This is a genomic window from Streptomyces sp. NPDC001717 (assembly GCF_042892775.1).
Lineage (GTDB): Bacteria > Actinomycetota > Actinomycetes > Streptomycetales > Streptomycetaceae > Streptomyces.
Genome location: NZ_JBIAUK010000046.1, coordinates 1 through 22904, shown reverse-complemented (window position 1 = coordinate 22904; position 22904 = coordinate 1). Strand labels below are relative to the sequence as shown.

At 73.5% G+C, this 22904-nt stretch carries 5 protein-coding genes; all 5 read right to left on the bottom strand.

Features of this window, described 5'->3' with window-relative positions; genetic code table 11:
- Positions 1-10: 10 nt before the first annotated feature.
- Entirely contained in the window at positions 11-3247 is a 3237-nt protein-coding gene (locus ACFYZL_RS38110) for an amino acid adenylation domain-containing protein (RefSeq protein ID WP_388685502.1), read from the bottom strand.
- The gene (locus tag ACFYZL_RS38105; protein WP_388685500.1) at positions 3244-8934 is read right to left on the bottom strand and encodes an SDR family NAD(P)-dependent oxidoreductase; all 5691 of its coding nucleotides are present in this window, start codon (positions 8932-8934) and stop codon (positions 3244-3246) included. The genes ACFYZL_RS38110 and ACFYZL_RS38105 overlap by 4 nt, the downstream gene beginning before the upstream one ends.
- Positions 8931-15257 carry an SDR family NAD(P)-dependent oxidoreductase gene (locus ACFYZL_RS38100; RefSeq protein WP_388685498.1) on the bottom strand — a complete coding sequence of 2109 codons (6327 nt, stop codon included), beginning with the start codon at positions 15255-15257 and terminating at the stop codon, positions 8931-8933. Before ACFYZL_RS38100 ends, ACFYZL_RS38105 begins: the two co-directional genes overlap by 4 nt.
- On the bottom strand, positions 15254-21268 hold the full coding sequence (locus ACFYZL_RS38095; protein WP_388685496.1) for an amino acid adenylation domain-containing protein: 6015 nt from the start codon (positions 21266-21268) through the stop codon (positions 15254-15256). Before ACFYZL_RS38095 ends, ACFYZL_RS38100 begins: the two co-directional genes overlap by 4 nt.
- A partial coding sequence (locus ACFYZL_RS38090) for an acyltransferase domain-containing protein (protein ID WP_388685494.1) occupies positions 21265-22904 on the bottom strand: 1640 nt, incomplete at its 5' end. The genes ACFYZL_RS38095 and ACFYZL_RS38090, both read right to left, overlap by 4 nt.

The following is a 22904-nucleotide window of genomic DNA, read 5'->3' as shown; positions in this document are numbered from 1 at the left end:
ACTGCCGGGGCTATGACAGGTCCCGGGTGAGGGACTTCAGTTCATCCTCCGTCATGTCCTGCAGCTCCAGGGCGAGGGCTGCGTCGACCAGAGCTGCACAGTTCTCGATGGTCCTGGCCTTGAGGACGTCGCGCAGGGGGATGTCCACCTGTACGGCCCTGCTGATGCGCGAACTCATCTGTGTGGCCTTGATCGAGTTGCCGCCCGCGGCGAAGAAGTCGTCGGTGACGGAGGGGTCCTGCACACCGAGTACCGAGCACCAGATCTCGGCGACGAACTCCTCGGTCTCGTTGCGCGGGCCGATGCGGTCCGGTCGTCCGGCGGCCCGGTCGGGTTCGGGCAGCGCGGCGCGGTCGAGTTTGCCGTTGACGGTGAGCGGCAACCGGTCGAGGACGACGATGGTGGAGGGAAGCATGTGGTCGGGCAGACGGGTTTCCAGACGCTCCCGCAGACCGGCGCCGTCCTCGCTGTCCGCGGCCACGGCGTAGGCGACGATGCGGGAGCCGGCGGACCCTTCCTCGGATGCGCCCCCGGCGCCGGACCCGCGTACGACGGCGACGGCTTCGCGGACTCCGGGGAGGCCGGCCAGGGCCGCCTCGATCTCGCCGAGCTCGATCCGGAATCCTCTGAGCTTGACCTGGTCGTCGGACCGGCCGACGAAGTCGAGGGTGCCGTCGTCGCGCCACCGCACGAGGTCGCCCGTGCGGTAGAGGCGGGATCCGGGCGGTCCGTACGGGTCGGGGACGAACGCGGCCGCGGTCCTGACGGGCTGGGCGTGGTAACCGCGCGCGAGTCCGACGCCTCCGAGGAACAGCTCACCGACCGCGCCGACGGGCACGGGCAGCAGGCCGGAGTCGAGGACGCGGCAGCGGAAACCGGGCACGGGAGTACCGATCGAGGGAGCCCGACCGACGACGGCCGTGTCTGCGGTGGCCCAGACGCTGGTCTCGGTGGGACCGTACGCGTTGAGCATGCGCCTCGATCCCGCCCAGCGGTCGACGAGGGCCTGCGGGAGGGCCTCTCCCGCGGCGACGAGCAGGCGGAGGTCCGGCAGGTCCGCCTCCGGGAGTGCCGCGAGTGCCGTCGGCGGGATGGTCAGGGCGGTGATCCCGGCTTCCCTCAGGAGGGTCAGCAGTCCGTCTCCCGGCATGACCTCGTCCGTGCCGGCCAGGTGCAGGCGCGCGCCCGCTCCAAGGGCCATGACCATGTCGAAGATGGACGCGTCGAAGCTCGCGGAGGCCCACTGGAGCACCCGGTCCTCGGGGGTGATCCCCAGTTCTGTCCGCTGGGCGCTGATCAGGTTCGCCAGTCCGCGATGGGTAAGCATGGTCCCCTTGGGCGTCCCCGAGGAGCCGGAGGTGTAGATGAGGTACGCGAGGTTGTCGGGGTGGACGCCGGTGTCGTCCAGAGGATCCGCGCTCTCCCGCCTGATGGCCCGGGCGTGCGCGTCGAGGAGCACCGTCCTGCGCCCTTCCCTCGGGAGTTTGTCGCGCAGCCGCTTGTGGGTGAGGACGACGGGCGGGTTGGCGTCCCGGAGCATGAGGTGGAGGCGTTCGTCCGGGTACGACGGGTCGAGCGGCATGTAGGCGCCGCCTGCCAGCAGTACGGCGAGGAAGGCGACGGGAAGGTCCACCCCCCGCTCCAGGCAGACCCCGACTGGGGTTTCGGGGCCCACACCCAGTCCTCGCAGGTAGCGGGCCAGGCGGGCCGAGCGCTCGGACAGCTCCCGGTACGTGAGACGGTCGCTGCCGTGAACGAGAGCCGCGGCGTCCGGCATGCGGCGCGCGATGTCCATGACCGCCTCGTGGGCGGCGCTGCCGGCGGTCTCCGGGACCGGATCCGCGGCTCGGTCTGTGGCGTCGCCCCAGGTGTCGAGGAGAAGGTCTTCCTGCTCAGTCGGCACGACGGGGATGTCGCGGAGCAGCACCAGCGGGTCGTGGACCACGGCCTCCAGGATGGTCCGCAGCTGCTGGACGAGGCGTGCGGCCCCCGGCTGGTCGTACTGCGCCCGGTCGTAGCCCAGGCGGAAGGTGAGCTCCGTACCGGGCAGCACCATCACGGACAGCGGGTAGTTGGTGCGGTAGCGGTATGCGCCGCCGGTGACGTGGAGCTCTCCTTCGCGGCCGTCCAGCACGCTGATGCCCGGCACGTTCAGGAAGGTCATGATGGTGTCGAACAGCGGGGTGCCGGAAGGCAGATCGCTCCAGGACTGCACTTCCATGAGCGGGCTGCCGTCGAACGCCCGCCGCTCGGCCTCGGCCTTCTGGAGGCGCTCGCAGCAGTCCGCGAACGTGACGGAGGGATCCAGGCCGACGCGGACGGGGAGCGTGTTGATGAACAGTCCGGCGGTGCGTTCGATGCCGTCGAGCTCGACCGGGCGGTTCGCCACGGTCGCTCCGAACACCACGTCGTCGCGGCCGCCGTGCCGACCGAGCAGGAGGCCCCACGCCGACTGGAGGACGGTGTTCAGGGTGAGCCGCCGCTCGCGGGCCATGTCCACCAGCGCGGAGGTCAGGGATGCGGGGAGGCTGAGCACTTCCTCCGGGTTCTCGCGCTCGCCGGCGCCGGTGGCGCGGGTGGCGGGGTCGGGCGCGGGGTGGAGACGGCCGGGCAGCGGCGTCGGTTCCCCGAATCCCCGCAGTGCGGTGCGCCAGTGCGCTTCCGCCTCCGTCAGGTCGCGGCTGTGCAGCCAGGCGACGTACGAACGGTAGGGCGGAGGCGCCTGACGGTCCACCGGCAGACCCGCGCCCTCCCTCTCGTAGTCGTCGAACACTTCGTCGAGTACCAGCAGCGCGGACCAGGCATCGAGCAGCAGGTGGTGATAGCGGAACGCGAAGGCCCACTGCTCGTCCGCGAGCCGCACCGTACTGAGCCTGAACAGGGGGTGGCTGTCGAGGTCGAAACCGCGTAGGCGGTCCTTGGTGAGGAAGTCCTCCAGATCGGCTGTCTGCTGCCCGGTGGGGCGGTCCCGCCAGTCGAGGCGCTGGTAGGGCAGCTCGCAGGACGGGTGGACCACCTGGACGAGTTCCTCGATGTCCTCCCAGTGGAAGGACGTGCGCAGGGTCTCGTGTCGCTGCGTCGCCCGCTGCCAGGCGCGGGCGAAGCGCTCCTCGTCCAGGTTCCCGTTCAGGGTGTACAGGACTTGGTCGACGTAGAAGGCGGCGTCGGGGTCCGCGAGGCTGTGGTAGAGCAGCCCCTGCTGCATGAAGGAGAGACGGTACATGCCCGTCGTGGGCTCGGGGGTCATGATGCCCCTCCGTTTTCTTGCGTGGGCTGGATGGAGGTCCGCAGGTGCGCGGAGTTCCCCGGACCGGCGGCCGTGCGCAGCCGGCGCGCCAGGAACGGGTGCGGCGGCGCGCTCGCCGCGTCCTCCGGGACGGCGTCGCCACTGAGCAGGCGGCGGCTGGCTTCGGTCAGAACGGGTGTCGCGCTGTCGCCCCCACCGGCGGGCCGTCCGGGGCCGCCGCCGGAGGCACCGGGTTCCGTTGCGCGGTCCAGGGCCCGGACCAGGTCGCGGATGGTCGGATGGCGGAAGAAGTCGGACTCCTTCAGGGGCAGGCCCTTCCGGCGGAGCCTGGCCGTGACGGTGAGCGCCAGCATGGAGTCGCCCCCCAGGGCGAAGAAGTCGTCCTCCACCCCGAGCGGCCTCATCCGGAACGCGTCTTCCCAAACGGCCGTGACCAGTTCCTCCTGAGGCCCGTCGGGCTTCACCCGCGGTCCGAGCCCCGCGTCGCGCGGGTGCCAGTCCGGCTGCCGCCCCGCCGGTTCGTGCCCGGCCGGCCCGGCGGGCTCGGGTGCCGTGCGCAGGGCGAGCACATGAGCCGGCACGGGTCCGGCCAGCACCCGGTCGAGCAGGTCGAGTGCCTGGTCCGGATCGAGTCGGCCCACGCCCTGTCCGGCGAGCCGCGCGATGTCCGCCCGGTCCAGCCCGGCTGCCATCCCGGTGTCCGCCCAGGCACCCCAGCCGATCGAGGTGGCGGGCAGTCCTTCCTGCCGCCACCGCTGTGCGAGGGCGTCGAGTTCGGCGTTCGCCGCCGCGTAGGCACCCTGCCCGAGGGTTCCGGCCCATGCCGCGGCGGAGGAGAAGAGCGCCAGGAAGTCCAGGCTGCGCCCGGCCAGTGCCTGCCTCAGATGTACTGCCCCCGGCGCCTTGGGGGCGCGGACCGCGGAGAGCCGCCCGGCGTCCTGGCGGACCAAGGTCGCGTCGTGCAGTACTCCCGCCGCGTGGACGACCCCCCTGATCGGCCATGCGTCCGCCTCCAGTGCCGCGATCGCGGCGTCCAGTGACGCACGGTCGGTGACGTCGGCGTGGACCACGTGCACCCGGACACCGGCGGCCCGGAGCTCCTGGACCGCGCGTTCGGCCTCCGGACCCGGGGTCCGCCGTGCCAGGAGCGCGAGGTGGCGTGCCCCGCGGTCCGCGAGGCGGCGCGCCACGTGCAGCCCGACCCCGCCCGTGCCTCCGGTGACGAGGTACGTGGCGTCCGGTCGCAGGACCGGTGCCCGCTCGGGGCCGTGCGGCAGGGCCCGCAGCCGCCGGGTGTAGCGCTGTCCGCCGCGATGGGCGATGCGGAGCGGGACGGACGGCGCGGCCCCGGTCAGCTCGGCGAGGAGCAGGAGCAGGTCGGCGCTCCCCCGGGGGTCGAGGTCGACGAGGTCGCAGCGGAGGTGCGGGGCTTCCGCCGAGGCGACCGCTCCGAGGCCCCACAGCGCCGCGAACTCCGGGCGCGGCCCGGCTTCGTCCGTCGTGACGAGCTGGCCGCCGCGTGTGACGAGCGCGAGACCGGGCGCGCCGGGCGCCTCGGCGACCGCCTGGATGAGGTGGAGGGAGGCCGCGGCGGCGGGTGAGTTATGGGGCGCGCCGTCCGGGGAGAGCTCCGGAGCGGCGGTCAGCCAGAGGCCGACGACGCGGTCCAGCGGACCGGCGGCGGACGCCCGGGCGACGAGCTCCCGTACGTCCTCGGACCGCGTGGGATCGAGCCCGGGCCGGCCGTCCGGTCCCTCCGGAACGGCCGTGGCCCGTTGGACGTCCGCGGCGCAGGTCTCCCGGAGCAGCCGGGCGAGTTCACCGGCCGCTGCGGGGTCATCGGCCAGGATCAGCCACCGCTCGGTGGCGCCCGCGCGGCGTGCACGGCCCGGGGTTCCGGCCCGCTCCCAGTGCACGGTGTGCAGGCCTGCGCCAGGCGGAGCGGTGGGCCCGTCGACGAGTGCCGCGCGCGGTACCCTGCCCAGCCGGACGGCCGACATCTCCAGCACGAGGCCGCCGTCCTCACCGCTCAGGGTTATGTCGACGACCAGGCCGTCCTCGTCACGGCCAGCCGGCTGTTCCTCGATGTGGAGCCAGAGGGTTTCCGCGGGGGCGGGCGTCCGATGGTGGCGGAGGCCGTCCATCCGCAGCGGTACGTGCAGGGACTGGGATTCCCCGGCCGTGCGCTGGAGAGCGTGCGGGACGAGCACGGTGACGGCCTGGAAGCAGGCGTCGATCAGGCCCGGGTGCAGCGGGTGGCTGCCATCCGCCGCGGCGGGGCGGCGGAGTTCGGCGATCGCCTCGCCGTCCCGGTGCCGTACGGAGCGCACCCACTGGAAGCCGGGGCCGAGGCCGTAACCGGCCCGCAGCATCCCCTCGTACAGCTCGTCCCCCGAGAGCAGGGTTCGGCAGCGGGCGAGGACGGCGGGCACCTCCCCCGCAGTCCGCCCGCTGCGGGTCGGCAGGGGGCCCGTCGCCACCGCTCCGGAGGCGTGGGCCGTCCAGTCGGCCTCCGCGTCTTCGGCGGGTGCGGACACGACGCGGAAGGACCGCGTCTCCTGTCCGGGTTCAGCGGGCCCCAGTATGACCTGCACCTCCCGGGCCCGGTCCGCCGGAAGCACGAGGGCGTGAGGGAAGACCACCTCGTGCACCTGGGTGGGACTGTCTCCCCTCACCTCCCGTACGGCGCCCAACAGGCAGGCCAGATGGGCGGCGCCGGGGACCACGACCGTATCGAACAGCAGGTGGTCCGCGAGCCAGGGGGGCGACGACGCGTCGTACCGGTTGTGGAAGACGGTGTCCGCCAGGCCGGGCGAGCGCAGCCGGTGACCGGGGAAGGGGGCTTCCGCCCTCGCTCCCGAGGCCCCGGGCGCCACCGTGCCGGTCCGGCCGCGCGTGTCGCGCCAGTGGCGCCGGCGCTGGAAGGGATAGGTGGGCAGCGCGACTCCCGGGGACGGGGCCCGGCCTTCGCCGTCCGGCCTGACTGCGGCGCCCAGGACGTAGAGGCGGCCCAGCGATCCGAGGATCCGCGCGTGGCCGTCGCCTTCCGGGGTGAGAGCGCCGACCCAGTTGTCGGGCCGGTCTCCCTGGAGTCCGGCGCGGCGTGCCGTGCCGGTCAGGACCGGGCGGGGGCCGATTTCCACGAAGGCGTCGCAGCCGTCATCGAGGAGGGCGCTCAGGGCCTGTTCGTAGCGGACGGGTTCGCGGATGTTGCTCAGCCAGTAGGACGTGTCCGCCACATCGGCGGGTGCGGTGCGGGCTCCGGTCACCGTGGAGTAGAAGGGCAGGGCGGCGGGCCGGAGCGTCACCCCGCCGAGGTGGTCGGCGTAGGGGCCGAGTACCGGCTCCATCAGCGGTGAGTGGAAGCCGTGAGAGACCTCGAGACGCCTGCCGGCCACGCCTTCCTCGTCGAGGAGGCCGAGCAGGGCGTCGAGTTCGTCCGCGTCGCCCGACACCACGGTCTCCGCCGGTCCGTTGTGGGCGGCCACGGCGAGCCGGTCCGTGCGCCGCAGCGCCAGGAGCCGTTCCACGTGGTCCGTGTCCGTGCGGACCACGGCCATCGCGCCGCCGACCGGCAGTCCGGCCATGAGCCGGGCGCGTTCGGCGACCAATCGTGCCGCGTCACGCGGGTCGAGCACGCCGGCGGCGCACGCGGCGGCGTACTCTCCCACGCTGTGGCCCAGCACGGCGGCGGGCCGCACCCCCCAGGAGGCCCAGAGTTCGGTCAGCGCGTACTGGAGGGCGAAGAGGGCCGGTTGGGCGAGCCCGGTGCCGTGCGGATCCGGGGCGGCGGGTCCACCGCTGCCGGAGATCACGCTGGTGACGTCCGCGCCCAGCGGGTCGCCCAGCCACTGGGCGCATAGGTCGACGGCCTGCCTGAAGACCGGCTCGCGGCGATACAGGTCCTGCCCCATGCCGAAGTACTGGGCACCCTGCCCGGTGTACAGGAAGGCGGTCCGCGGCGGGCCCCCGGGCGGGACCGTGCCGTGCAGCACCCCCGGCCGGACGGTACCGCCGGCCCAGTCCGCGAGTTTGCTCCTGGCGTCGGCACTGCTGGACGCGACGACGGCCAGCCGGTCACCGAAGTGGTCGCGTCCGGTCGCCGCGGTGCGCACCACGTCGGACAGGGGCTGGTGATCGTCGAGCCGGTCGGCGTACCGTGCCGCCAGCGAGTCGAGTGCGGGCCGGCCCTTCGCCGAGAGGAGCAGCAGTCCCGGTACGTCGCCGGCCGTGGGGTGGGCGTCGTGCGGGCCGGCAGGGGTCTCCCGGACCGTCGGCCCCGGAGCCTCGGCGACCACGAGGTGGGCGTTGGTGCCGCCGATCCCGAACGAGCTGATCCCGGCGGTGCGGGGACGCTGCGCCCGGCGCCAGGGTGTGGGTTCGGTGGGGACGCGCAAGGCGAGGTCGGCCCAGGGGATGTGGGGGTTCGGGGTGTCGAAGTGCAGGTGGGGCGGGATCTCCTCGTGTCCCAGTGCGAGTACGACCTTGATCAGCGAGGCGATCCCGGCAGCGGCCTCCAGGTGGCCGATGTTCGTCTTGACCGACCCGGCCAGCAAGGGATCGCGGCGCGGCCGGCCAGCCGCGAGGACGGCGCTGAACGCGGCCGCTTCGACGGGGTCCCCGAGCCGGGTTCCGGTGCCGTGCGCCTCCAAGTAGCCGATGTCGTGCGGTCGCAGGCCGGCATCGGCGAGGGCGGTGCGCAGCAGAGCCTGCTGTGAGGTGCCGTTGGGCACGGTCAGCCCGGCGCTGGGGCCGTCGTGGTTCACGGCGGAGCCCCGGATGACCGCCAGGACCCGGTCGCCGGCGGCGCGGGCGTCCGAGAGCCGCTTCAGGACGACGGCGCCGCATCCCTCACCGCGGGCGTACCCGTCCGCTGCGGCGTCGAAGGTGCGGCACCTGCCCTCGGGGGACAGCGCCCTGGCCCGGGACAGGAACAGAGTGATCTCCGGAGAGAGCATCAGGTGGACACCGGCGGCCACGGCCATGTCCGACTCGCCCTGCCGCAGGCTGCGTACCGCCAGGTGTACGGCCACCAGGGAGGACGAACAGCCGGTGTCGACAGCCATGCTGGGCCCGGTGAGGCCGAAGACGTGGGAAATCCGGCCAGCTGCCGCGCAGAACAGGTTGCCCGTTCCCGTGTAGGCGTCGATGGCTTCCGGGTCCGCCGTCTGCAGCGTCTTGTAGTCGTCGATGCCGATACCGACGTAGACACCGGTGCGGGAGCCCTTGAGCCCGGCGGGGGCCGTGGCGGCGTGCTCCAGCGCCTCCCAGACGACTTCCAGCAGCAGCCGCTGCTGGGGGTCGAGGCTCTGCGCCTCCCGGGGGCTGATCCCGAAGAAGGCCGCGTCGAAGCCGTCCACGGGCTCGGACAGGAATCCGCCGCGCCGGGCGTAGATCCGCCCCGGGCGCTGCGAGTCCTCGTCGTACAGCCGGTCGGCGTCCCAGCGGTCCGATGGAACGGGGCCGGTGGCGTCGACGCCCTTGCGTAGCAGTTCCCAGAACGCGTCCGGGCCGTCCGCGCCACCGGGGAACCGGCAGCCCATCCCGATGACGGCGATCGGTTCGCCGGCCGGGTCCGCGTCACCGTCCGGGTTCGCTCCAGGGGCCTGGGAACGTACCCGGTCCAGCAGTGCCCGCTTCTCCGGTGACAGTCCCGCGAGCCGGGCAGCCAGGTCGTTCTTCGTCATCGCCCCTCCTCTCCTGTGAACGGTGCGTGTTCTGTGAGTGCTTGCAGCCTGAGGGCGGCCTCGCTGTCCGAGAGGTCCTCGATCTCGCTCAGCAGCGCCTCCAGAGCGGCCTGTGCGGCGTCCTCGGGTTCGGCAGCCGGTCCGGCGCCCGCTCCCGCGCCCGTGGCCAGGTGCGCCGCGAGGGCGCTGACGGACGGGTGGTCGAACACTGCGGTGGGGGCCAGCGCCGACCTCTCCCCGAGGTCTTTGGCAAGACGCTGGGCCAGGGTCATCGCGCCCATCGAGTCGAGGCCGAGGTCGAACAGCCCGGCATCGCGCTCCAGCCGCCGGGCGTCGCTGATCCCCAGGGCCTCGGCGACCCTGCGGGCGACGTGGTCGGCGATGAGCCCGTGGTGCTCCTCCGCCGGCGCTCCGTCGAGGATCAGGGCGAGTCCGGGCTGTGCGGGGGCACCTGTGCGGGGGCGGCCCTCCCCGGTGGTCGGCTCCCTCACCAGGTGGAGGAACGGCCGAGGGCCTTTGTCCCCGAGGAGGGCGGCGTACGCCTCCCAATCGGCCGCCAGCACCATCTCGTAGCCGTTCGTCCCGCCGGACAGCGCCCTGTCGAACACGTCGAGGCATGCGATCGGGGTCAGTGGCTCCAAGCCGTGCCGCCTCCACCGCTCCGCGTCGTCGCCGCTGGTCATGCCGACGCCCTGCCACGGGCCCCAGCCGAGGCTCGTCGCCGGAACGCCGTGCGCGCGCAGGTGCAGCGCGGTGACGTCCAGGACGGCGTTGGCCGCGGTGTACCCCGCCTGGCCGCCGGCCCCGAGGGATCCGGAGTAGGAGGAACAGAGCACGAAGAAGTCCAGTCGGTGCGGTTCGGCCAGGTCCAGGAGGTGGCCCACGCCGTCCGCCTTGGGCGCCATGACGCGTCGCAACCGGTCCGCCGTCTGGTGGATCAGGATCCCGTCGTCGAGGACGCCCGCCGCGTGCACGATGCCCGCCAGCCGGCCCCCTTCCTCGCCGAGCCTGCGCGCGAGATGCTCGACGTCGGAGCGGAGCGCCAGGTCCGCCTGTACGACGACGACACGCACACCACGCTCGGTGAAGCCGTCCAGTTCCCCGCGGGCCCTCTGCGACGGCTCCGAACGGCCGGCGAGGACCAGGGTCCGGGCTCCGCGGTCCACGAGCCGGCCAGCCAGGTGCAGTCCCACCCCTCCGAGGCCGCCGGTGATCAGGTAGACCGCCTCCGGGTCCAGCGCCGGCCATTCCCGGGCTGTCCGCGGGGAGTCGGACGGGATCAGCCGGGCCCCATGGCGGGCGCCTCCCCGCAGGGCGATCCGGTCCTCTCCGGAGCCGTCGTCGGTGAGCTCACGGGCCAGCAGGTCCGCCGTGTGCTCCGGACCCGTCCCGTCGGTGTCCACAAGGGCGCCCCAGAGATCGGGGTGTTCGCGGGCGACAGTTGCCCCGAAGCCCCAGAGTGCCGCCGCGTTCCGGCGCGGGGTGGAGAGCCGCTTCCAGGGGGCCACCGTGCCGCCAGCGTCGGGCCGGACGTCCCGGGTGACGAAGGAGAGACGGGCCGGGGCGGTGCCGGGCCGGCGGGCCATCCAGTGGACGAGGGTCAGCGCGGACTGCAGGACGTCGTCAAAGGCGTCGGACGTGTCTCCGTCCGAGTCCTGCGCGCAGTGCAGGTGGACGGCCTGCAGCGGGGCGTCGGCTTCGGTGCCGAGGGCGGCGAGGACGTCGGCCAGTTCGGCCGGTTCGGCCGGCGCCGTGGTCACTGACCACGCCCCCGCCGCGTCGAGCCTGCGGGCCAGGGCGTCGGTCAGCGGCCCCGTGCCGACCAGGAGCCAGTGACCGGCGGGGGTACGCGGTGCGGCGGGGGGAAGCTCCCGCCAGGTCCAGGTGTAGGTCTGCGGACTCGCGCCCGCGGCGGAGCCGGTGGCGGCACCGGCGGAACGAGCTTCCTCAAGGAGCTCCATCAGCCTCGGCAGCAGGGCCTGCTCGTCCGCGGAGAGCGGGTGGCGTTCCACGACCGTCGCGAAGAGCGCCCGAAGGCCGTCCCCGTCCACCGCAGGCCGGCCGGCTGCTGCGGGCGCCGCCGTCGCCCCGTGTCCGACGGGCGCCTCCTCGATCCAGTGGCGTTCACGCTGCCACGGGTAGGCAGGCAGGCGCACTCCATGCGCGGGTGTACGGCCGGCCGTGGAGGCCGGAGCCGCACGGCCCGCCGACCACAGGGCGGCGCGCGACACGAGCGGGGCGGACGTGTCGTCGCCGCGCCGGAGGGTGGGCACGATGAGCAGCTGCCGATCGTCGGCGTCCGGGCCGGCCGGCGACGTACCGAGGGAGGCGGCGACGGACGCCCCGAGCACAGGGTGCGCGCCGATCTCGACGTAGGCCGAGCATCCCAGCCCGGCGAGGGCGGTGACGGCGTCGGCGAACCGTACGGGTTCTCGCACGGACCGCGCCCAGTGGGCGGCACCGGCCCGCGTCCCTTCCAGGATCCGGCCGGTGACCGTGGATACCAGGGGCACGCGGCCGGCCCCGGGGGTCAGCCAGAGCAGCCTGTCGTGCAGCTCCGCCTCGAAGGTGCCGGTCAGCGGGCTGTGGAAGGCGTAGTCGACCGGCAGGCGCCGGACCCGCAGTCCCCGGGTCCCGGGAGCGGCCAGCAGCTCCTCCACGGCCACGGTGTCGCCCGCGACCACCGTGTCGTACGGGGAGTTGACCGCCGCGATCCCGATCCGGTCCGTACGCCCGGCGATCAGGGCCTTGGCCTCCGCCTCGGGCAGAGCCAGCGACACCATCAGCCCGCGGCCCGCCGAGCCCTCCATGACACGGCCCCGCTCCACGGCGAGCCGGAGGGCTTCCTCTGTGGTGAGCACACCCGCCGCGCTCGCCGCCGCGATCTCGCCGACGCTGTGGCCGGCGACCGCGTCCGGGGTGACGCCCCAGTCCTGCCACAGGTGCACCAGAGCCAGCTGAAGTGCGCACAGGACGGGCTGCGCGTACGCCGTCTCGCCGAGCCGGGACGGTGAAGCTCCGAGTTCCTCCCGCAACGACCATCCCGCAAGCTCACGGAGGATCTCCTCATGGTGCTCCATCGCATGCCGGAACGCCGGCTCGCGCCGCATCAGGGCGAGGCCCGCTCCGGCCCAGAGCGTCCCCTGTCCGGAGAACACGAACGCGGTGCCCGCGTGGGCGCGCGCGACGGTACCCGTGCGCAGCTGGGGGTGCTCCTGCCCGGCCGCTGCCGTGCGCAGGAGCCCCGCCGCTTCCGTCCGGTCCCGGACGACGGCCGCGATGCGGTGCCGCCCGTCGGTCCGGAGCTCCGCCGTCGCCTCCGTCAGGGCCTCCAGGTCGGTCGCCGGTGCGGTGTCCAGGAGGTGTGCCACGTCCTTCGCCTGCTGCCGGACGGCGTCCTCACTGTGCGCGGACAGCATCATCAGCCTCTCGCGCCGTTCGTCCCCGGGCAGCGGCGGAACCGGGTTCAGCCCCGCCTCGTACAGCCGTGCCGCTGTTTCGAGGAGACAGGTCCGCGCGTCGCGGTGCCGGCGCAGCGTGGGCAGTACGGGTGTGCCGACCGGGTCGTGGCCCAGGGCCTCGGCGGTTTCGGCCAGCGGGCGTCCCAGCACGGGATGCGGGCCGATCTCCATGAAGACGGCCGGTCCGTCGTCCAGGACATGGCGCACCGCACCGGAGAACCGCACCGGCCGGCGGAGGTTGCGCTGCCAGTACTCCGCGTCCGGCGGGCCGTCGGCTGGGCCGGCGGTGACCGTGGAGACCATGGGGATCCGTGCGGGGAGCGGACGGAGGGTGGCCAGGGCGTCTCCGAGTTCGGCGAGCAGCGGGTCGCAGTGGTCGGTGTGCGAGGCCACCCGCATGTCCACGAGGTGGCAGTCGACACCCTGTCGCCCGAGGGCGGCCAGGCAGTCCTGCAGTGCCTCCGGGTCGCCGGCGAGAACCGTGGTGAGGGGACCGTTCTCGGCGACGGTCACGACCCGTCCCCGGCCGTGCCGGGCCGCGGCCTCGGCGGCCCGGAGCGGGTCGAGCCGGACGACCCCTACCGCGCCCTTGCCGTCGATCCGGGCCATCAGTCGGCTGCGGTGGTGCACGACGCGGACCGCGTCGCGGAGGCCGAGCCGTCCCGCCGCCCAGGCGGCGGCCGCCTCGCCCAGGCTGTGTCCGAGCACCGTGTCGGGCCGGACTCCCCAGAAGTCCCACAGCGCGGTGAGGCCCACCTGGACGGCGAAGACCAGCGGTTGGAGCACGTCGGTCCGGGCCAGGCGGGCGGGATCCGCGGTCCGCAGGGCGTCGACCAGCGACCAGCCGGCCAGTTCGGCGAAGGCGCGGTCGCAGTCCTCCACCGCCGTGCGGAACACCCGGTCCTGCCGGAGCAGGTCCCGGCCCATCCCGGGCCACTGCGAACCCTGGCCGGAGTAGACGAACACCGTACGGGGCGTGGGCCGGTCGCCCCGGCCGGGGTGCGCGGACGCGCGGGCCGTGCTCTCCACGTCCGTGAGGGCGCCCAGCGCCCCGGCCCGGTCGGTGACGACGGCAGCGGCCCGGCGGGCTCCCGGAGCGGCCGGTCCGTGCCGCCGCGCGAGGAGTTCGTGGAGGGGCGTGCCCGGGGCGGACCGATCGACGACGTGGCGCAGTTCGGCCGCCGTGGCCGCGAGGGCGTCGTCATCGGAGGCCGACAGGGTCAGGAGGGCCGCAGGAGTCGCTGCCGCCTCGAGCACGACGTGGCAGTTGGTGCCACCGAAGCCGAAGGAGCTGACGCCGGCGAGGAGGCGGCCGTCGGCGTCCCGGCGCGGCTCGGGCCAGTGCCGTGCTTCCGTGACGACCTCCAGGCCGTCGGCGCGGAAGTCGATGTGCGGGTTGGGCTGTTCGAAGTGCAGGCTCGGAGGCACGGCCCGGTGGTGGAGGGCGAGTGCGGTCTTGATGAGTCCGGCGGCCCCGGCGGCGGCTTCGAGGTGGCCGAGGTTGGTCTTGGCCGAGCCGACGAGGAGCGGCTGGTCCTGCGGTCGTCCTCGGCCGAGGACGCGGCCGAGGGCACCCGCCTCGATCGGGTCGCCGAGGGGTGTGCCCGTGCCGTGTGCCTCGACGTACTGGATGTGGCGGGGGTCGACTCCGGCCCGGTCACAGGCCCGGCGCAGCATGTCCTCCTGGGCCTGCGGGTTCGGGGCGGTCAGGCCGTTGCTGTACCCGTCGTTGTTGACGGCGCTGCCCCGGATCACGCAGTACACCCGGTCGCCGTCGGCGAGCGCTCTGGAGAGCGGCTTGAGGACGAGCAGCCCGGCGCCCTCCGCACGGACGTAGCCGTCGGCGTCCGCGGCGAAGGCCCGTGAACGGCCTCTGGGGGACATCGCCCCGAACTTCGTCATGGCGACGGTGCTCTCGGGTGCGAGGAGCAGGTTGACGCCGCCGGCCAGCGCCACCTCGGACTCCCCATCCCTGAGGCTCTGGCAGGCCAGGTGCACCGCCACCAGGGATCCCGAGCAGGCGGTGGTGACGCCGATGCTCGGGCCGCGCAGGCCCAGTGCGTAGCTGATCCGCGCGGGGATGATGCTGAGGTCCTCGCCCGTCGCGGTGTGCTGTCCGATCGCGTCGAGGTCGCGGCCGGCCAGCCTGGCGTAGTCGTTCCACAGGGCGGCGGTGAAGACCCCGATCCGCCGGTCGCGCAGACCGCCCGGCGCTCTGCCCCAGTCCTCCAGGGCGGTCCAGGCGAGTTCCAGCATGATCCGCTGCTGGGGGTCCATCAGCCGGGCCTCGCGTGGCGAGATCCCGAAGAAGGCCGGGTCGAACCGGTCGACGCCGTCGAGGAACCCGCCCCACCGGGTGGCGGCCCTCCCGACGGCCGCCGGATCCGGCGCGTAGAGGGCGTCGGCGTCCCAGCGGTCGGCCGGTACGTCGGTGACGGCGTCGCCCCCGTTCAGCAGCAACTGCCAGTACGATTCGAGGTCCGGTGCACCGGGGAACCGGCAGGCCATGCCGACGACCGCGATCGGCTCGCGGTCACCGTCGGCGGCCGACCCGTCGGCCGGTGCCTCGGCGGGCGGGCGGCGTCGGCCGGCGTCGGCGAGGTGCCGGGCCAGGGCCTCGGGGGTGGGGTGGTCCCAGCCGGCGGTGGGCGGCAGCTGGACGCCCAGGGTGCGTCCGACCTCACTGCCCAGCGCGGTGAGCCCGAGGGAGTCCATCCCGAGCTCGGAGAACCGGGCGTTCGGGTCGAGTGTCTCCTTCGCGGTCCCCGTCCTGGCCGCGACCGCGGCCAGGATCCGGTCCAGGGCATCCGCGGTCGAGATCCCGGGGGTGTGCCCGCCCTCGGACGGGTGTCGTTCGGTCATTGTTCGGCTCCGAGAACGGGGGATTCGTCGAGCTGGCCGACAGTCAGCTCCCCTTCGACGATGAGGCGTGGTGTGCCCGGCAGGGGGGCCGTGCCGGCGCGGACTCCGGACACCAGGGTGGCCACCGTGCAATGCGGCTGCGCCGTCGCGGCAGCCAGCACCCCGGAGAGGTCGGCGAGCACCCGCCGGGCGCCCGCGTCGCTCAGGACCTCCCGCCGATAGGAGAGCGCGATCCCGATGCTGCGGCCCGGGAAGACGTCCAGCCGCAGCGGGTGGGTCATGCGGGAGAAGAACGCCGGGACTCCCGCCGTGGAGCCGAAGGCCGCAGGGTCGAGGTTCTGGAACACCACGTAGTTGTCGAACAGTTCGGCAGTGTCCTGGCAACCGGCCCAGCGCGCGACGTCCGCGGGCGGGGTCTGCGCGTGCACGTCCAGGTCCAGGGCCTGGCGTGCGAGGGCGTCGACCGAGTCGGTGAACGTGCCCCCGGTGAATTCCCGTACCCGGACGGGGAGCATGTTCATCGTCGGCCCCCTCAGGGCGACGATGCCTTCCACCGCTGCGGGGCGCCCGTTGACGAACGCTCCGAAGACCACATCGTCCCGCTGGGCGTAGGCGGCCAGCAGAACCGCCCATGCGGCCTGGAAGAGGGTGTTCGGCGTGCGCCGGAGCGTGCGCGCGGCCGCCAGCAGGTCGTCGGTCAGGCTGGTCGGGAGCCGGACGTCCAACCTGACGAGTCCGGTGCCGTGCCCCGGCAGGTTGTGGGGCACGGTCGGTGCGAGCGCGGTCTGCGGGAGGTCCCGCAAGGTGCGCCGCCAGTGGCTCTCGGCGTCCGTCCGGGTCCCCTGGGTGCGGACCCACCCGATGAACTCCCGGTAGGCCGGGCCCTCGTCGACGGTCGTTGGGGAGCCGCCGGTGCGCCGGGCGTAGTCCGCGAGCAGGGCCTCGGTGAAGAGTCCGAGGCTCCAGCCGTCCACCCTCAGGTAGCTGAAACTGAGCACGACGACGTGGCTGTCGTCACCGGTCCGGGCAGTGAGGAGGCGCATGGAACCCGGGCGGTCGGGGGGCAGCCCTTCGGCCTTGTCCTGGGCGAGGTACGCGCGCAGGGCTGCGTCGCGTTCGGCGGTGCCGAGCCCCGTCCAGTCCTCGTTACGGACCGGCAGCGTGCCGTCGGCGTGCACAACCTGGAAGGGCGCGGCGCCTTCCCCGTGGACGAACCGGGTGCGCAGGATCGGGAACCGGCCGGCGAGCTCCCGCCACACCGCGGCGAACGCCTCGGTGTCCAGCGGTCCGCGCAGGATCTCGACCCGCTGGACGAGGAACTGGTCCGGTCGGGGATCGGCCGCCCAGTGCGCGAGCATGTGTTCCTGAAAGGGGGAGAGGCCGTAGGCGTCGCTGTGCCCCGGCAGCCCCGCCAGTTCGATGGCGCGCTGCCGGTCCGGCTCGTCCAGTCCGGCCAGGGCCGGGTCGAGCGCGGACGGCTCGGGCCGCTGTCGGTCTTCCCGGGCGGTGACGGCCGCGGCCAGTTCGGCGACCGTCGGGTGCTGGAACAGGTCCCGCAGCTCCAGTTCGAGGCCTTCGCGGCGGGCACGGGAGACGACCTGGATGCCCCGGATGGAGTCCCCTCCCAGTGCGAAGTAGTTCTGGTGCACACCGAGAGCGTCCAGGCCGAGTACGTCGGACACCACCTTGGCGAGCAGGGTCTCCTCGGGGGTGCGGGGCTGGACCGCGTCGGCCCGGTCGTCCCGGGGGCCGGAGGTGAGCCCGGGCAGCGCGTTGTGGTCGCACTTGCCACTCGGGGTCAGCGGGAGCCGCGGCACGACGACGAAGAACGATGGCACCATGTAGGCTGGCAGCCGCTCCTTGAGACGGGTCCGCAGGTGCGCGGACAGCTCCTGGGTGAGGCGCTGGTCCAGCGGCTTGTTGACCAGACCGGTAGAGCCGGGGCCTGCCGTGGCGGGGGCCGCTTCGGGGAAGGCGGCCGGCGAGCGGTCCTGCGGCGCGTGGAAGAGGATGTCGTAGCGGTCTGCCCGGTCTCCCGGGGAGCGCCGGATCTCGGTCTCCCAGCCCTGCTCGTCGCCCAGGGCGCGCAACGACTCCGGATCGGGTCCGGCGGGAGCCGAAGGCACGGGGGCGATCCGCGGTTCGCCCGCGCGGAGCGCGGCCGCGGTGGCGACGTGCGCCGCGGTCCGGGGATTAAGTACGCCCAGCACACCGAGGGACCGGCCGGAGGCCGAGGCGGCCGCCAGTGCGTCCCGGACGGTGGCGAGGGCCGGGGCGGCGCTGTTCCAGTCGAGCCAGTCCGCGGCTGCGGCGTCCCCGCGGTCCGTGTCGAGGTGCAGGATCACGTCGTACCGGAAACGGTTCAGCTCGTTGTCGTACCCACCGCCCTTGAGCTGTATCTCGACCCGCCCGATGCGGGGCAGTTCGTCCCTCAGCACACGGAAGAACTCCGGGTCGACGGCCAGTTCCCGCTCCTCGCGCACCTGCTGGACCACCCGGGCCCGGAGCCAGTCGGTGCTGGTGTCCTCGTCGGCGCGGAACGTCTCGACGGAGGCGTGCAGTGCTTCGAGCAGTCCGAGGTCCCTCAGGTCCCCCAGGAAGATCCGGCCGCGGGGCGCGGTGTAGCGCACCGCCTGCCGCAGGACGTCCGTCAGGTAGTCGGCGTCCGGGAAGTACTGGACCACCGAGTTGACGACGACGGTGTCGACGGAGCCCGGCTCGACCAGGTCAGGACTGTGCGCCGGGGCGTGGACCAGGGACACCGGGTGTCCGGGTGCGCCCTCCAGCCCCCTGCGGATGGTGTCGAGGCCGGTACGGGAAACGTCCGCGCCGGTATAGCTCTCGACGTGCGGGGCGAGGGGGAAGAGCAGCAGACCGGTCCCGCAGCCGAGTTCCAGGACGCGGCGGGGCCGCAGCGCGCGGATGCGCCGCACGGTGTCGTCGACCCAGCACCGCATATCGGCGGCGGGCAGGGCCTCACCGGTGTAGCTGCTGTTCCAGCCGGACAGATCGAAGTCAGGTTCGCTCCCGGCCTCTGCGGCGCCGCGGTCGTAAGCGCTGTCGAAGACCCCGGCCCATTCGCCGACGTACTCGTCCTCCTCCCGGGGACCGGTTCCGACGGCCCGCCGGGCCCGCGGACCGTCGAGCACGACGTAGGCGATGAGCTGGCGGTCGTCCACCAGGTCCGTGGTGCGGTCCGCCGCCGAGGCCTTGGTGCGCGGCGTCGGGCGGCGGACGACGACCGCGGCGTCCTCGACGACGTCCTCGGCGCGCAGCGCCGACTCGATTTCACCGGGCTCGATGCGCAGGCCGCGCAGCTTGACCTGGTGGTCGCGGCGGCCCAGGAAGTCGACGGTTCCGTCCGGGAGCCGGCGGGCGAGATCGCCGGTGCGGTAGAGCCTGGCGCCCGGCTCCGGAGCGAACGGGTCGGGTGCGAACCGCTCCGCGGTCAGGCCGGGCCTGCCGTGGTAGCCGCGGGCCAGCTGCACGCCGCCGATCCACAGCTCGCCCGGGACTCCCACCGGAACCGGCTCCATGGCGTCGTCCAGGAGGTGGATGCGGGTGTTGGCGATGGGGGCACCGATGGGCACGATGCCCCGCTGGTCGTTCGGGCGGCAGCTCCAGCGGGTGACGTCCACCGCGGCTTCGGTGGGGCCGTAGAGGTTCTCCAGGGCGAGGTGCGGCCAGCGGGCGGCGAACGCCTCCTGGAGCGCGTGGGGCAGGGCTTCGCCGCTGCACACGACCAGGCGCAGGGACGCCGGGTCGGGGATGTCGTCCTCGGCGAGGAACAGGCGGAGCATGGACGGAACGAAGTGGACCACGGTGACGCCATGCTCCGCGACGGTCTCGGCGATGCGGCGGTTGTCGCGGTGCGCGTCCGGATCGGCGAGTACGAGCCGGGCTCCGGTCGCAAGCGGCAGGAAGAACTCCCAGACGGACACGTCGAAGCCGGAGGGGGTCTTCTGCAGCACCCGGTCGGCCGCGGCCAGCCGGTAGGCCTCCTGCATCCACCGAAGCCGGTTGACGATTCCGCGGTGCGTGTTGACGACGCCCTTGGGCAGGCCGGTGGAGCCGGACGTGTAGATGACGTACGCGGCGTTGTCGGGCCGGGCGGCCTCGGTCCGGGGGCCCGGCTCCGGTGCCTCGGCGAGCGCGGAGGCGATGGTCACGGTCTCCCCCGCGAACCGGGGGCCGCCGCCGGGAAGGCCGTCCCCGACGAGCAGGACCGCAGCACCGGAGTCACCGAGCATGAACTCCAGGCGCTCGGCGGGGTACGACGGGTCCAGAGGGAGGTAGGCGCCCCCTGCCTTGAGGACGCCGAGCAGTGCTGCGACGAGGCCGGGGGAGCGTTCGGCCGCGACCGCGACGACGGTCTCGGGCCCGGCGCCGCGGCGGCGCAGGCATGCCGCGATCCGCTCGGCCGCGTCCTCGAGCTCACGGTAGGTGAGGGTGCCGCCGGCACCCGTCACGGCCACGGCGTCCGGGGTGCGGTCGGCCTGCTCCTCGAACAGGACGTGCAGGAGCCGGGTGCCGGGGAACGCCGTCCCGGTCGCGTTCCAGCCGTGGACGAGCTGCACGCGCTCGTCCACCCCCAGGAGCGTGAGCCCCGAGAGCGGCAGGTCGGGGGAGCTGACAACGGATGCCAGCAGGTTCGTGAGATGCCCCACGACGCGTTCGGCGGTCTGCCGGTCGAAGAGGTCGGTCGAGAACTCCAGCACTCCGCGGGCGCCGTCGTCCGTCTCCACCGTGGACAGCCAGAGGTCGAACTTCGCGGAGTTCGTGCTGCCGTGCAGCGGAGCCGCGCTGAGGCCCGTGTCCAGCTCCACTGCGGGCGCGGGGGTGTTGTTGTGGGCGTACATGACCTGGAACACCGGGTTGTGGCTGGTGCTCCGGTGGTCGTGCCCCAGGTCGTCGACGAGCTTCTCGAAGGGGAGCTCCTGGTGGGCGTACGCCTCCGTGGTGACCCTCCGTACCTGGGCGAGGAGTTCCCGGAACGTCGGGTCGCCGGAGAGATCGGTCCGGATGGCCAGGGTGTTGGCGAAGAATCCGAAGACACCTTCGAGGTCCGACCGTCCCCGGTTCGCCACGGGCGTGCCGACGACGAGGTCGGCCTCTCCGTTGTAGCGGTGCAGGAGGGTCTTGAAGGCCGCCAGTACCACCATGAAGAAGGTGGTGTCGGTGGCCCTCGCGAGATCACGCAGGCGGGCCACGAGCTCCGCGGGCAGATGGAACGGGACCCAGTCCCCGCGGAAGCTCTGGACGGCCGGCCGGGGCCGGTCGGTGGGCAGCCCGATGACGGCCGGGGCTCCCGCCAAACGCTCGCGCCAGTGGGCGAGCAGCCGTTCCAGGTGTGCGCCCTGCATCGTCTCGCGCTGGCGCACCGCGTAGTCGGCGTAGGTGAGCGGGAGCGGAGTCAGCGGGCTTGGCCGGCCGGCCGTAAACGCGCGGTACAGGGCGGCCAGTTCGTGTGTGAAGAGGGCCGTCGACCAGCCGTCGGCGACGAGGTGGCTCCAGGTGAGGAGCAGTACGTGGTCCTCGGTGCCCGCCCGGAGCAGCCGGAAGCGGTACAGGGGGCCCGTCGCGAGATCGAACGGGGCCCGGGCCTCGGCGTCGATGACGGCGCCGGCCGCCGCCGGGTCCGGCAGGTCCTCGATCGCGAGGACGGACGACGGGCGTGGCGAGATCCGCTGTACGGGCTCGGCGTCCTCACCGCTCCCGCTCACGGTCATGCGGAGCGCCTCGTGCCGCTCCACCAGCTCGGTGAGCGCCCTTCGGAGGACCGTCGTTTCCAGCGGGCCGGTGAGACGGAGTACCGCCGGAATGTTGTAGGCGGGGCTGCCCGGGACGAGTCGGTCCAGGAACCACAGGCGTAACTGCTGGAAGGTGAGGGGGGCGGGGCCGGCGGGTTTCCGGGACGGCCGTACGGGCGTGGATCCGCTGCCGGGTGCGCGCTTCCAGCGCTTCAGCAGCTCTTGCTTCGCGGGGCTCAGAGCCGTGTGCTCGGATGTCATGACCGGCCTTCCTCGCCCTTCAGCAGTCCGGCTGCTTCCTCGTCCGTCAGGGAGTTCAGTTCGTCCAGCAGCAGCGTGCGGATCACGGTGGCCTGTTCCGCCGGGGTCACCGCCTGGAGGATCCGTTCGAGCGGGAGCGCGACGTCGAACGCGCTGCGCAGCTGTGCGACGACCCGGGTGGCCAGCAGGGAGTGGCCGCCGAGGCTGTAGAAGTTGTCGTCGACGCCCACCTGCTCGTAGCCGAGCAGCGGCTTCCAGACGTCGACCACCATCTGCTCCAGCTCGTCACGGGGCTCGGCATACGGGGTGCTGAGCGTCGGGCGCTCGTGCAGCGCTCCCGTCGTCTGCGCGTCTCTGGGACCTGCGGCCGTGCCGGACGCCGCGGTCGCAGCGCCCGCGGCGGGCGATGCTCCGTAGGGCCCGTCCGGGTCGGTCCCGGGCAGGCTGCCGATCCGGTAGCTCCCGCCTTCGAAGGGGTATCCGGGAAGCGGCACGCGATACCCGCCGTCCCCTCCGCCGGCGGCCCGCCAGTCTACGTCCGCGCCCAGGGCCCACAGGGTGGCGAGGGAGCTCAGGGCGTGCTGGGTGTCGTCCTGCTCGCTGAGGGGATGGCGCAGCGAGGTGACGGTGTGGGCCGGTCCGTCGCCGGTGCGGTGGAGGTCGGCGAGGGAGCTGAGACCCCGGCCGGGGCCCACCTCCAGCAGGACGGGGTCGGAGCCCTGCCGCAGGAGCTCCTGTATGCCGTCGCTGAAGCGGACCGTGCGGCGCAGGTGTGCCGTCCAGTAGGCCGGATCGGTCGCCTCGTCCCCGATCCAGGTGCCGGTGACGTTCGACAGGTACGGGATCTCGGGGGTGTTGAGCGTGATGCCGCGTACGACGTCCTCGAAGCGGCCGAGGACCAGATCGAGGGCGCGTGAGTGCCCGGCCGCCCGCACGTGGAGCGTGCGGGTCTCGATCCCCCGGGCGCGCAGTGCGTCGGCGAGCTCGGCGATGTCGCCGGTCGGGCCGGAGACGACGCAGTGCGCCGGCCCGTTCACCGCGGCCAGGTCGAGGGCGGTGCCGAGGGCGCCGGTGACCTCCGCCTCGGGGAGCGGCACGCTCAACATCGCCCCCTCCGGGACCTCCTCGATCAGCTTGCCGCGTGCGCAGACGAGTGCGAGGGCGTCCTCAAGGGTGAAGACGCCGGCCAGACAGGCGGCGACGTACTCACCGAGACTGTGCCCGATCATCGCCTCGGGGCGGATCCCCCACGACATCCACAGCCTGGCGAGCGCGTACTCGACGCTGAACAGCGTGACGACGATCGGCACCGGGTGCTTGATCCGCTCCGCCGCTTCGGCGGTGTGCTCCGGGTCCGGGTGGAGGATGTCGCGGATGTCGAAGCCGAGGTGCGCCAGCGCGGCCCGGGCGCACTGGTCGAGGTGCTCCCGGTAGACCGGCTCCTTTTCGTACAGACCCCGGCCCATCCCCGCGTACTGCGCGCCGCCGCCCGGGAACAGGAAGACCACAGGGCGGTGGGCGGTCGCGGGCCGGGCCTCGGCGGGTGTGGTGGGGGTGCGGAGTGCGGTGACCGCGTCGGCCGTGGACCGGGCCACGACCGCCCGCCGGTACGGAAACTCCCTGCGGCCCGTCCGCA